This window comes from Cohnella endophytica (assembly GCF_003628305.1).
Taxonomy (GTDB): Bacteria; Bacillota; Bacilli; order Paenibacillales; family Paenibacillaceae; genus Cohnella; species Cohnella endophytica.
Genome location: NZ_RBZM01000002.1, coordinates 399,145 through 411,851, shown reverse-complemented (window position 1 = coordinate 411,851; position 12,707 = coordinate 399,145). Strand labels below are relative to the sequence as shown.

Here is a 12,707-nt window from a genome sequence, read left to right as displayed (position 1 = left end):
TAGAAATTTGGGCATTCATTGCGGATATGGTATAATGGCGGTATATCTTTAGGGGGAAAGCGGGGAACACCACTTGCTGCTCGAGAACATCGACAGTCCGACAGACTTAAAAAAATTAACGCTACCCGAGCTTCCGCGATTAGCAGAAGAGATCAGGCATTTTCTTATCGAGAAATTATCCGCAACGGGGGGGCATCTCGCGCCGAATCTTGGCGTCGTCGAGCTCACGTTGGCGTTGCATTATTTATATAACAGTCCGCAGGACAAATTCATCTTCGACGTAGGACACCAAGCTTACGTACACAAAATATTGACCGGCCGCCAGAACCGGTTCGACACGTTGCGCCAGAAGGACGGCTTATGCGGATTCGTGAAGCGCAACGAGAGCGAGCACGACGTCTGGGAAGCGGGTCACAGCAGCACGTCCCTCTCCGCCGCGATGGGGATGGCGCTCGCGCGCGACCTGAAGGGCGAATCCAACCGCGTAGTCGCGATAATCGGCGACGGCGCGCTTACGGGCGGCATGGCCTTGGAAGCGTTGAATCATATCGGCCACGAGAAGCGGAAGCTGATGGTCGTGCTTAACGACAACGAAATGTCGATCGCTCCTAATGTAGGCGCCATCCACAATTATTTGGGCAAAGTACGTTCGGAGAAAATTTATCGTAAAGCCAAAGACGAGTTGGATTGGTTGCTTCGCAAAGTGCCCGCGATCGGCGGCAAGCTTGCCCGTACGGCCGATCGGGTGAAAGACAGCTTGAAATATCTCGTCGCGCCGGAAGGCGTGTTATTCGAGGAGTTCGGTCTGAAATATTTCGGTCCGGTGGACGGCCATGACGTCAACAAGCTGATCGAGGCGTTCAAACAAGCCGATAGCGTCGACGGGCCGGTACTCGTTCACGTCTTGACGGTTAAAGGCAAAGGCTATTCCCCCGCGGAAGCGGATTCCCACAAATGGCACGGGATAACGGGTTCCTACAAGATCGAATCCGGCCAAGTCGTCAAACCCGTAGGTCCTCCGATGTATACCGAGGTGTTCGGAAGCACGCTGATCGAGCTCGCCGAGCAGGATAAGCGGATCGTCGCGGTAACGCCGGCGATGCCGGGCGGCTCCGGTCTGTTGAAGTTCGCGGAGCGGTTCCCGGACCGTATGTTCGACGTCGGTATAGCTGAGCAGCATGCGGCCACGATGTCCGCGGCGCTCGCGATGGAAGGAATGAAGCCCGTCTTCGCGGTTTACTCCACTTTCCTTCAGCGGGCTTACGATCAAGTCGTGCACGACATTTGCCGGCAGAACTTGAACGTTATTTTCGCGATCGATCGCGCGGGCTTCGTCGGAGCGGACGGGGAGACGCACCAAGGGGTATACGATATCGCTTTCTTGCGGCATATCCCGAACATGGTGCTTATGATGCCGAAGGACGAGAACGAGCTCAAGAACATGATGAAGACGGCAGTCGACTACGACGCCGGGCCGATTGCCGTACGTTATCCGCGGATAGCGGGTACCGGCGTTGCGCTCGACGAACGGATGTCGAGCATCGAGATCGGTACGTGGGAAACGGTGCGCGAAGGGGATTATGCGGCGGTGCTTGCCATCGGGCCGATGGTTCAAGTGGCCGAAGAAGCCGCCGAACTGTTGAAGCGCGAGGGGATCAACGTTCGCGTCGTTAATGCCCGTTTCGTCAAGCCGCTGGACGAGAAGATGCTCTTGGCATTGGCGAAAGAACGGATTCCGTTGCTCGTCGTCGAAGAAGGCTCCGTGCAAGGCGGATTGGGCAGCGCGATTCTGGAATTTTATACGTTGCAGGGCACGCAACCCGCGTCGATTCATATTGCCGGAGTTCCCGATCTATTCGTGGAACACGCGACGATCAAGGAACAACGTGCGGATAGCGGCCTGACCGCCGACGCGATCGCCAAGCAACTGGCTTCGCTCCCGGTACGCAAAAGGCAGAAGGCGACTTAATGGAGAAGACGACGATAACGAAAGAGCGGCTTGACGTACTGCTGCTCGAGCTTGGCTATTACGAAAGCCGAGAAAAAGCGAAAGCCGCGATCATGGCCGGTCTCGTGCTGGTCGGCACCGAACGCATCGATAAGGCGGGCACGAAGGTGCCCCGCGATGCGACGATCACCGTCAAAGGCGCTATCCATCCCTACGTTAGCAGGGGGGGACTTAAGCTGGAGAAGGCGATCAAGCACTTCAGCTTGGATTTGACCGATGCCGTTATGCTCGATATCGGCGCCTCGACGGGCGGCTTCACGGATTGCGCGCTCCAGAACGGCGCTTCCCGCGTGTACGCCGTAGACGTTGGCTACAATCAGCTGGACTGGTCGCTTCGCCAAGACGAACGCGTAGTCGTGCTGGAACGGACGAATTTCAGGCATATGACGTTGGAGCAGTTAGCCGGTCCTCGCCCTGGATTCGCGTCGATCGATGTTTCGTTTATCTCGCTTAGGTTGATTTTGCCTGCTCTCGCCGACATTCTTGAAGCGGGGGGCCAGACGATCGCGCTCATCAAACCCCAGTTCGAAGCGGGCAGGGAGCAAGTCGGCAAATCCGGCGTTATCCGAGATCCCGCGGTGCACGCCAAGGTGCTGCGAGACGTGTTGGTTACGGCGAACGGCCTCGGTTTCGAGCTGCAAGGCTTGACCTATTCCCCGATAACCGGCGGCGAAGGTAACATCGAATTTCTGGCGCATTGGCGATTGATCGCCGAGGCTGGGACTGCGTTGCCGGAGATGGACGAAGAAGCGCTGGCTAAACGAATCAAACAAACCGTTGACGAGGCGGGAGCGACATTCCGTCGCGGAACGGATACGAAAAATACATAAATAGTTGTCCGGAGGACCCGGAGCTGCCGAAGAACGGCCGGAGAATACCGCGGACCGGACCGTAGGCATGCTTCGGGTTTTTACTTGCGAATAATTCAGATTTTAGAGGAGATTAAGGTCCTCGTCTAGAAAAAGAAGAGAGCGTCACCGCATCATGTGCATACAGACTTATTTTTCCTCCGTTGCGGAAACGGGGTGGAGGTCAAGCGCATGGATCGATTCGGAGATTGGCTTATTATGCTAACGGCGGCAGGCCTGATGGTCTGGTGGGTAATCAGGCGCTTCGACAAATGGCTGCACGAGCCTCCGGGCTCCAGGCTGCGCAAGCTGGCTCAGGCGGGCGGCGTAGAGCAAGACGAGAACGTAACGCTCTTGGAGGAGCATGGATTCGAAGTGCTATCAGGCAAACACCGAGTTCCTCTCGGAGTTGTCGTGGACGACGGTCCGGTTATGCCGACTCGGCTCTATTTCGATTATCTGGCTTGCAGGGAACATAAATATTTCCTGGTCAAGCTGGAACGCGCAAGGCAACCGCTGGATTGGACGGCGAGCGGGTTGAGGGAGAAATTGCTCCCTTACGCTTTATTGTTCCCGGATTGCGAGGGAATCGTTATCGCTCATACCCAAGAAGCGCAAATTAAAATCGTACGATTCAAGGTGGAGGCTGGCGAGGAATGAAAGGACAACGACAACGCAAAATACGTGAACTGATCGGCTCGCGCGAAATCGAGACGCAAGAAGATCTCGTGGAAGCGCTTAGCTTGGAAGGCATGCAGATCACGCAAGCAACGGTGTCGCGCGACATCAAGGAAATGCAGTTGATCAAAGTCCCGCTCGAAGACGGACGATATAAATATTCGATGCCGCAGGATCAAAGATATAACCCCGCCCACAAGCTGAAACGGGCGCTGCTCGATCATTTCGTAAGCGCTGACGCGGCGGAAAATCTCGTCGTTCTAAAATGCCTGCCCGCTACGGCAGGCACGATCGCGGCTTTGATCGACGGCATGGACTGGCCCGAGATTATCGGGACGATCGGCGGCGACGATACGACGCTTCTGATTACGAAATCCAAGAGCCAAGGCGAAGATTTGCTTGGTCGCATCTACGATATGATGCAATAAGAGCTTCAAGTTGAGACGAGATGAAGGAGGCTTTTCATGCTTCGGGAATTATCCATCCACAACTTAGCAGTCATTGAGAATGTTTCCGTACATTTCCACGAAGGATTTCATGTGCTTACGGGCGAGACCGGAGCGGGCAAGTCGATCGTTATCGACGCTCTAACGCTAACCGCGGGAGGCCGAGGCTCGGCCGAGATGGTAAGGCACGGCTGCGACCGGGCGGATATCGAAGCCGTATTCGATCTACCGCGACAGCATCCCGTATGGGGAACGTTGCATCGGATCGGCATCGAAGCCGACCCGGATGAAACGTTGCTCATTCGCCGGGAATTGCAAGCGCAAGGCAAGTCGACGGCGAGAATTAACGGCCAAAGCGTCACGTTAACGATGCTTCGCGAAGTCGGAGAGCATCTGGTCAATATCCACGGCCAGCATGAGCATCAATCTTTGCTTCGGACGGACAAGCATTTGGAATGGCTCGATCTGTTCGCGGGAGAAGCTATCCAATCAGATAAGGCCGAGTATCGCCGGTTGTTCGCGGAATATCAGAGCGTGAGCCGCGAGCGCAGGGATCTGGAAGAAAAATCGCGTCAAGGCATGCAGATGCTCGATCTGTACCGGTTTCAGCTGGAAGAGATCGCGGCGGCGAAGCTTAAGCCGGGAGAAGACGAATCCCTAGCCGACGAACGACGCAAACTAGCCCATGCGGAGAAGCTGACGGACGCGGTATCGGAGGCTTACGACCTTCTGTACGGCTCGAAGGGTTTAACCGCGCTTTCCCGCGCGCTCACTCGCCTGCAGGATATCGTCAAAGTGGATCCGTCCATTTTGCAGCCGCTCGTCGATCAATTGCAATCTGCTTACTACGGCGTTGAAGACAGCGCGTATCAGCTGCGCGATTATAAAGAAGGCATCGAGTTCAACCCGCAACGGCTTGCGCAGATCGAACAAAGATTGGACTTGTTGCACGGAATAAAGCGCAAGTACGGAGAGACGATCGAGCACGTGCTGGAATATAAGGCGCGCATCCAAGCGGAAACCGATCAACTCGATAACCGGGACGAGTTGCTGAAGAGCTTGTCGGACAAGGAAGAAAAGTTGCAGGGAGAACTCGCCGCGAAGGCGGAGAAACTGACGTCCATTCGCAGAGCTTCCGCCCGCACGCTTGCCCGTCAGATCGAACAAGAGCTAGCACATCTGCAAATGGAGCGTTCCGTATTCGAAGTAAAGCTGGGTTCGTCAGCATTGTCGGCGACCGGTGCGGACACGGCGGAATTCATCTTGTCCACGAATCCCGGAGAGCCGCCGAAGCCGCTTGCCAAAATCGCTTCCGGAGGCGAGATGTCCAGGGTCATGCTTGCCTTGAAGGCGATTTTCGCGCAGATCGACGAGATTCCCGTGCTCGTTTTCGACGAAGTCGATACCGGAGTCAGCGGCAGGGCTGCCCAGGCGATCGCCGAGAAGCTGTCGCTGCTGTCGCGCCATTGCCAAGTATTCGCGATTACCCATCTTCCGCAAGTCGCTTGCATGGCGGACCGCCAGTACGAAATACGCAAGCAAGTGACCGAGCAGGATCGTACGCATACTTCCGTGACGGAGCTTTCGGCTTCCGAACGCGTCGAGGAGCTGGCGAGAATGTTGGGCGGAGTGGAAGTGACGGAAAAAACTCGCCATCACGCTCAAGAAATGCTTAGTTTGGCGGAGCGGCGAAAAAACGCGTAACGGCGCGAAAAATCAATCGGGTAGGAAGCATTTTGGGAACATAAAAGAAGGGTCTCGCGGTTACCTTATAGTTACGTTATCGGCGACATAAACAGAGCCGATCCAGACTGTAGGGGAGCGTGAGAACTTGTACCAGAAGCATTCAAGGAAACGCCGCATCGGTCTCGTTGTCGTTCTTATGCTGTGTTTTGCCGTTTATTCGTCGCCGTTTCAGCATTTCGCGAGCTTTCCCAGTCACCTGCGAATGTTTCAAGGGCAAGAGGTTTCCCTTCATTACGCGATGCCCGTCCATGCCCAGGGAAGCTTAAATCCCGAAGTGGCCGAAATCAACGGCAGCAATCACGCATCGGTTCGCGTCGACCTAAGCCGGCCCTTATCCATTCAACCGAAGCGCAGCGGCGTAACCGATCTGAAGCTGAAATTATTCGGCAAAATTCCATTCAAAACCGTGCGGCTTCAAGTCATTCCGGATCTGAAGGTCGTACCGGGAGGCCAGACGATCGGTGTTAAAGTCAAAGCCGCGGGAATTATGATCGTTGGTCATCATCTCGTACAAACGAAGGAAAAAGCGAAAATTTCCCCCGGCGAAGAAGCAAAGCTTCGTCTCGGAGATCTCATCGTCGAAATTAACGGCCAACCCTGCAACGATATTTCGAAAATCGCCCCGATTGCCGAAGCGGCCGGCCGTGCAGGAGACGCTTTGCAATTATTGGTTCAACGAGGTAAGGAGAGGTTTAAGACTTCATTGAAGCCTGCTTACGATGAAGAGGACAAGGCCTGGCGGCTAGGACTGTATATCCGCGACTCTGCGGCGGGCGTCGGCACTCTGACGTTCTACGCTCCGGATCAAGGCGTATACGGGGCTCTAGGGCACGTGATAACCGATATGGACACGCAGTCTCCGATCGTCGTCGGCAGCGGAGAGATCGTGCAGTCCAACGTGAATTCCATTTCCAAGAGCCAGAGCGGCGAGCCGGGCGAGAAAAGGGCGTCATTCCTCAAAGGCGGTCGCAAATTAGGCAACGTGGAACGTAATACCGCGTTCGGGATTTTCGGACAAATGAATCAGCTTCCGGAGCATGCTTACAATCCCGATCCGATGCCGGTCGCTTTCGCCGAAGAGGTAAAAGAAGGTCCGGCGCAAATCTTGACCGTCGTCGAGAAACAGAAGGTCGAGCGGTTCGATATCGAGATCGTTCACGTATCCAAACAATCGTCCCCCGCGACGAAAGGAATGGTCATCAAGATTATCGATCCGAAGTTGATCGAGCGTACCGGAGGAATCGTGCAAGGAATGAGCGGCAGTCCGATTATCCAGAACGGCAAGCTAGTCGGCGCCGTAACTCATGTTTTCGTGAACGATCCAACCTCGGGATACGGTTGCTTTATCGAATGGATGTTACAGGATGCGGGAATCATGTTGAATCCGGAGCAAGCAACGTCTAAGGCGGTTTAACGCCTTAGATTTTGCATTAGGAGCAAAACACGAACGTTTGTCGAAAATGTACGAAATAAATCATGATTTGACGTGAATTGACGTAAATTATTTATTATATTCGATTTTACAAAATAAATAAAGAAAAATTTTTTAACCTAGAAGGAATCCAGAATGAGGATGTCGAAATCGGATTAACAGAGAAACGATAAGCGTTTTTCATTCCATTTAATCTCGCACAGAGAAAGGGAGGACCAGACATTGCCACGGATTGAAGTGTTCCTTGCAGACGACAACCGAGAATTTACGAATTTACTATCAGAGTACATCCAAGAGCAGGATGATATGACGGTCATCGGAGTGGCGTACAACGGAGAAGAGGTCATCCGTCAACTTGAGGAAACACGCAGAGTGCCGGATGTCATGATCCTCGATATTATTATGCCGCATTTAGACGGACTTGGCGTTCTGGAGAAGTTGCGGGATATGAACTTATCGCCAATGCCCAAAATCATTATGTTGACGGCGTTCGGACAGGAGAACATCACGCAGCGCGCGGTACAACTCGGGGCTTCTTACTACATACTGAAACCGTTCGATATGGATGTGTTGGCTAACCGGATTCGTCAACTGGCGGGTAATTCGTCGACTTCGTCCATTACGTCTTCGCCAAGCTCCTCCAATCGTTCGAATATCGTTCAAATCGGCAAACCGAAAAATCTCGATGCGAATATTACGAGCATTATCCATGAGATTGGCGTGCCTGCACATATTAAAGGCTACCAATACTTGCGCGAAGCGATCACGATGGTGTACAACAACATCGAGATTCTCGGCGCCATTACCAAAACCTTGTATCCGGCCATCGCCGAGAAATTCAAAACGACGCCTTCCCGCGTCGAACGCGCTATCCGCCACGCAATCGAAGTCGCATGGACGCGCGGCAACATCGACAGCATCAGCCACCTGTTCGGCTACACGATCAATATCGCGAAGTCCAAGCCGACCAATAGCGAGTTCATTGCGATGGTTGCGGACAAGCTTCGGATTGAGCATAAGGTGAGCTGAGGAGGTTCGGCGTAAGGAAAATAGCAATCATCCAGAGAAACCATTCGATCACGGGCCTTCGTCCGAGAACGAATGGTTTTTTTTCTCCCGATCGTTTCTAAACTTCGCGTCTAGTGTATATAAATCAATAGAGAAAGAGAGTTATAGGAGGATACGATATGGAAATGCCAAATAGCGGATTGTTTATCGAGTACCTTTACCGGGAAGTGGGGGACATGCTCCTACGGGCCAAGAGTATGCAGCCGAACGGATCGGAGGAATTAAAGCAGCTTGATCTCGCCTATGGCGGCGTCGAAACGATCAAACACCGGTTCCCGACTTCCGAGAGTTGGTGGATGGAAGCGGCGGAAGGACTGGAGAGCATCCGTTCGAAGCTCGTAACGATGAGCGAGGATCGGCTGTATACGATGTGAAATAGACGTTGGAAAATATAGCGTCGTTAAAAAGCTTGCCGCAAACCGGAAACGGTTAGACGGCAAGCTTTTTTGCGTTTCCACGCGCGATTGTTCGCAAGAAGAGAAAACGGTTCGATAGAGGTAGAAAACGGTTCTCTAAATGCCAACCGTTGTCGGCGGGGAGCAGGTGCTTATCGCTCCCAGCTTTAAGGAGATGAGCTATACAATGAAAACATGAACAAATCGACCGATAGGAGACGACTACGATGACCGAGCCTTCCATTCTGGTTCATGCGAGCAAACCGAAAGGTTACGGGAGGGGATCGTTCCGTAAGCTTCCGAACAAATACAAATTGTTTTTGATGGCATTCCCGTTCCTTGTTACGACTTTTATTTTTTTCTATTTGCCGATTAGCGGGTGGATCTATGCCTTTTACGATTTCACGCCGGGTATCCCGCTATCCGATACGCCGTACGTCGGGTTAAAGTGGTTTAAGTCGATCGCCCAAAACCACACCCAGATGGAAGAAGTGCTTCGCGTCATGAAGAACACGGTGGCCATGAGCGCGCTGGGCATCGTCACTTCGGTGTTTCCGGTCATCTTTGCCATCCTCCTCTCGGAAATCCGGACGCCCTGGTATCGCAAGTTCGTGCAGACGTTAACGACGATACCCAATTTCATCAGTTGGATTCTCGTCTATGCGCTTGCGTTCACTTTGTTCTCGGTCGATAACGGCGTCGTCAATACGATTCTTATCAAACTCGGTTTTATCGACGAGGGAATCAATTTTCTGGCGACGAATTCGAACGTTTGGCTTACGATGATCGCCTGGTATTGGTGGAAATCGCTCGGTTGGGGAGCCATTCTGTACTTGGCCGCGATTACCGGAATCGATCAGGAGTTGTATGAAGCCGCGGATGTGGACGGTGCTAGCCGCTTTCGCAAAATATGGCACATTACCGTTCCGGGCATCATTCCGACTTTTTTCGTTCTGCTCATTCTATCGATCGGCAATTTCATTAACAACGGCGTGGACCAATACTTCGCTTTCCAGAATGCGATGAATAAGGATTCGATCGAGGTGCTCGACCTGTACGTGTACAACATCGCGTTCGCCAACAATTTCCCGTTTGCTACCGCCGTCAGCATGCTGAAGTCGCTCATTAGCATTTTCCTGCTATTCACGGCGAACTCCATGTCCAAGCTAATTCGCGGCGAGTCCATTATTTAGTGAAGGGGGGGAGATCATCATGCGAAAGAAAAAGTCGCCCAAAGATGTGGCGTTCCACGCGATTAATTACGCGTTATTCGGTATTTTCACCTTATCGTGCATCTACCCGTTTTACTACCTGTTTATTAATACGATCAGTTCCAACGATTTGAGCGCTGCCGGTTACATCACGTTCTACCCGAGGGAAATCCACTTCGATAACTATGTAAACGTGCTCAAAATCAGCGGATTAGCTCACGCCGCTTACGTTTCCTTATATCGGACGGTCGTGGGTACGCTGCTTACGGTAGGCGCATCGGCGTTTCTCGGCTATCTGTTCACCAAGAAAGAGATGTGGTTGCGCAGATTATGGTATCGAATGCTCATCGTGACGATGTATTTTAGCGCGGGGCTCATTCCCTGGTACATCACGATGAACAATCTCGGACTTACGAATAATTATTTGGCTTACGTCCTCCCGACGATCATCACCCCTTTTAATATCATCTTAGTCAAAACTTTCATCGAAGGGATTCCCCCTTCTTTGGAAGAATCGGCGGAAATCGACGGGGCGGGCTATACGAAAATTTTTCGGAGCATTATCGTTCCGCTTATCACGCCGATCCTGGCGACGATTACGATTTTCTCCGCGGTAAACCAGTGGAATTCCTTCATCGACACCGCCTTTCTGATGACGGACACGAAATATTACACGTTGCAATTCCTGCTTTGGCGATATTTGAACGAGTCGTCTTCGCTAGCCGCGCTTATCCGGAATTCTCAGGACATGGCGGCCAGCGTGCAGCATATGCAGACGCCGGGATCGGTGAGAATGACCGTAACGATGATCGTCGTGCTTCCGATTCTTATCATCTACCCGTTTTTTCAGCGTTTTTTCGTCAAAGGCATTCTGATCGGCGCCGTCAAAGGTTAGCAGGCTCTTATTGTCGGGTTTAAACCCTATTACCGGGGGTTGAACTAATATCGAACCATTTAAAGGGAGGCACTACCAAAAATGAGATTAAAAAGAACGCTCATTCTCATGCTCGCGATCATGATCGTTGTCGTCATGGCTGCTTGCAGCAAAGGGAATAACGGCGCGAAGGAGTCCGCTCCGTCAACCGAGTCGACGGCTTCCGACAGCTCGCCGTCCGCGTCCGACAATCCGTCGGATTCTGCGTCGGAAAGTCCGTCAAGTACCGGTCTGGACCACTCGCAGACACTTAAGCTGTCCGTGTTCTCGACGACCGCGAATTACGCGGGACCGCAGATCGGCTGGTTCGCCAAAGCGATCAAAGACAAGTTCAACATCGAGTTGGACATCGTCTCCTCCAACTTAACGGGCGGCGATACGAAAATCGCGGCGATGATGGCTTCCGGGAACCTCGGCGATATCGTCATCTGGGGCGACGACAAAAACAATTACCCGAACGCGATCAAAGGCGGCTTGTTGCTCGATCTAACCAAGGACGGCTTGCTGGACGATTACGGCAAGGACATCATGGCGACTTATCCGAAAGCGATCGAAAAAGCGAAAATCGCGTTCGGCGGAGGATCTTCCGTATATGGAATAGGGAACAACGTTGCGAGCAATCCGAGCGGACCGTCCGAAGGGAAAGATATGACGTGGGGGCCTGACTTGCGTTGGGACTTGTACCAAAAGGTCGGTTCTCCGGATATTAACAGCCCGACGGATTACCTTCCCGTACTTAAGAAAATGCAAGAGCTCGAACCGAAAAACTCCCAAGGCAAAAAAACGTACGCGTTTTCCCTATGGTCCGATTGGGACGGCAATTATAAGATGACGCTGGCGAAGCAATTCGCGAACATGTACGGCTACGACGAAATCGTAGATACGGCGCTATATACGAAAGCGGACGAAGAGAAGTACTACGACTTTCTGTCCGAAGAGAGCTGGTACATGAAGTCCTTGAAGCTCTATTTCGACGCGAACCAAATGGGATTGCTCGATCCGGATTCCTTGACCCAGAAATTCGACGACGTAGTCGCCAAGTACAAGGACGGCCGTCTGTTATTCTCTTGGTTCCCTTGGCTAGGCGCGGCGAACTATAACACTCCCGAGAACATCGCCGCCGGCAAAGGCTTCGCGACGGTTCCGTTCAAGGAAGAAGTCATGTATTCGACGGGCTTCAACGTATACGGAGGCAACGGCATCATCTCGATCGGCGCGAAAGCAAAAGATCCGAAACGCATCATGGAATTCATTAACTGGATGTATACGCCGGAGGGCGCGATGCTGTCCGCGGGCAGCGGAACGGCCGTGCCAAACGGTCCCAAAGGTCTGACTTGGGATCTGGATGCCGGAGGTAAACCTTTCGTTACGGATTTCGGTCTGAAAGCCTATGCCGACCAGCAGAACACCAAGCTGCCGGAGGAATTCGGCGGCGGAGACTATTACTATGGCGCGAATCAGATGAACTTCTCGTTCGTCGTGCCGGCGGAGGTTAATCCTCAAACGGGAGAGCCATACGACCATAACCTTTGGGAGTCGTCGATCAAACGCAATCCGAACGCGATCGAGAGCAGTTGGAGGGAGAAATACGACGCGCTGACCGCCAAAGACTATTTCGTCAAAAACAACAAAATCGCGGTCGCTCCTCAAGGATTCACTGGCAAGGAACCGCTAGTCATGGACAAAACGCTGGAGCAAAAAAACAAATTGATCGGTACGGTCATCCAGCAATATTCATGGAAGCTGGTATACGCGAAAAACGAGGAACAATATAACAAGCTGAAGCAAGAAATGTTGGATAAGGTCAAAGGTCTCGGTTATGACGAGGTTATGGCATTCTCCATCAAGAAGGCTGAGGAATTGTTCGAAGCGCGCAAAAGCGTGAAATAAAAGCAGGTAAGTAATATCGGCGTCGACGCGTCTGGCAGAGGGGAATTCCGC

At 52.6% G+C, this 12,707-nt stretch carries 11 protein-coding genes; all 11 read left to right on the top strand.

What is annotated here, in order from left to right; all coding sequences use genetic code 11:
- The first annotated feature begins 73 nt into the window (after positions 1–73).
- The 11 genes from dxs to D7Z26_RS03985 all read left to right on the top strand — a co-directional run bounded on the left by dxs (position 74) and on the right by D7Z26_RS03985 (position 12,656).
- Positions 74–1,969, top strand: a complete 1,896-nt coding sequence (gene dxs, locus D7Z26_RS04035) for a 1-deoxy-D-xylulose-5-phosphate synthase (RefSeq protein WP_120974775.1) — start codon at positions 74–76, stop codon at positions 1,967–1,969.
- Positions 1,969–2,838 carry a TlyA family RNA methyltransferase gene (locus D7Z26_RS04030; protein ID WP_120974774.1) on the top strand — a complete coding sequence of 290 codons (870 nt, stop codon included), beginning with the start codon at positions 1,969–1,971 and terminating at the stop codon, positions 2,836–2,838. Before dxs ends, D7Z26_RS04030 begins: the two co-directional genes overlap by 1 nt.
- A 210-nt stretch (positions 2,839–3,048) precedes the next feature.
- Positions 3,049–3,516, top strand: a complete 468-nt coding sequence (locus tag D7Z26_RS04025) for a hypothetical protein (protein WP_120974773.1) — start codon at positions 3,049–3,051, stop codon at positions 3,514–3,516.
- Positions 3,513–3,962: a transcriptional regulator AhrC/ArgR gene (gene ahrC, locus D7Z26_RS04020; RefSeq protein WP_120974772.1), complete on the top strand. Its 450-nt coding sequence runs from the start codon at positions 3,513–3,515 to the stop codon at positions 3,960–3,962. The genes D7Z26_RS04025 and ahrC overlap by 4 nt, the downstream gene beginning before the upstream one ends.
- Positions 3,963–3,998: 36 nt before the next feature.
- A complete protein-coding gene (gene recN, locus D7Z26_RS04015; protein WP_120974771.1) occupies positions 3,999–5,684 on the top strand; it encodes a DNA repair protein RecN in 1,686 nt (561 codons plus the stop codon).
- A 127-nt stretch (positions 5,685–5,811) separates the two neighbouring features.
- Positions 5,812–7,140: a SpoIVB peptidase gene (gene spoIVB, locus D7Z26_RS04010; protein WP_120974770.1), complete on the top strand. Its 1,329-nt coding sequence runs from the start codon at positions 5,812–5,814 to the stop codon at positions 7,138–7,140.
- Between the two features lie 240 nt (positions 7,141–7,380).
- Positions 7,381–8,187: a sporulation transcription factor Spo0A gene (gene spo0A, locus D7Z26_RS04005; protein ID WP_120974769.1), complete on the top strand. Its 807-nt coding sequence runs from the start codon at positions 7,381–7,383 to the stop codon at positions 8,185–8,187.
- A 158-nt stretch (positions 8,188–8,345) separates the two neighbouring features.
- Positions 8,346–8,600 (top strand): hypothetical protein, encoded by a 255-nt coding sequence (locus D7Z26_RS04000; protein ID WP_120974768.1) that lies wholly within the window; start codon positions 8,346–8,348, stop codon positions 8,598–8,600.
- 248 nt (positions 8,601–8,848) lie between these two features.
- Entirely contained in the window at positions 8,849–9,814 is a 966-nt protein-coding gene (locus D7Z26_RS03995) for an ABC transporter permease (RefSeq protein WP_120974767.1), read from the top strand.
- 19 nt (positions 9,815–9,833) lie between these two features.
- Entirely contained in the window at positions 9,834–10,727 is an 894-nt protein-coding gene (locus D7Z26_RS03990; protein WP_120974766.1) for a carbohydrate ABC transporter permease, read from the top strand.
- 81 nt (positions 10,728–10,808) lie between these two features.
- A complete protein-coding gene (locus D7Z26_RS03985) occupies positions 10,809–12,656 on the top strand; it encodes a type 2 periplasmic-binding domain-containing protein (protein ID WP_120974765.1) in 1,848 nt (615 codons plus the stop codon).
- The last annotated feature ends 51 nt before the right edge of the window (positions 12,657–12,707 follow it).

What these genes read in the sequence shown, in the direction of transcription:
- ahrC (WP_120974772.1), top strand. Translation starts at nt 3,513, where the DNA reads ATGAAAGGACAACGACAACGCAAAATACGTGAACTGATCGGCTCGCGC.
- D7Z26_RS03995 (WP_120974767.1), top strand. Translation starts at nt 8,849, where the DNA reads ATGACCGAGCCTTCCATTCTGGTTCATGCGAGCAAACCGAAAGGTTAC.
- D7Z26_RS03985 (WP_120974765.1), top strand. Translation starts at nt 10,809, where the DNA reads ATGAGATTAAAAAGAACGCTCATTCTCATGCTCGCGATCATGATCGTT.
- D7Z26_RS04000 (WP_120974768.1), top strand. Translation starts at nt 8,346, where the DNA reads ATGGAAATGCCAAATAGCGGATTGTTTATCGAGTACCTTTACCGGGAA.
- recN (WP_120974771.1), top strand. Translation starts at nt 3,999, where the DNA reads ATGCTTCGGGAATTATCCATCCACAACTTAGCAGTCATTGAGAATGTT.
- D7Z26_RS04030 (WP_120974774.1), top strand. Translation starts at nt 1,969, where the DNA reads ATGGAGAAGACGACGATAACGAAAGAGCGGCTTGACGTACTGCTGCTC.
- D7Z26_RS03990 (WP_120974766.1), top strand. Translation starts at nt 9,834, where the DNA reads ATGCGAAAGAAAAAGTCGCCCAAAGATGTGGCGTTCCACGCGATTAAT.
- D7Z26_RS04025 (WP_120974773.1), top strand. Translation starts at nt 3,049, where the DNA reads ATGGATCGATTCGGAGATTGGCTTATTATGCTAACGGCGGCAGGCCTG.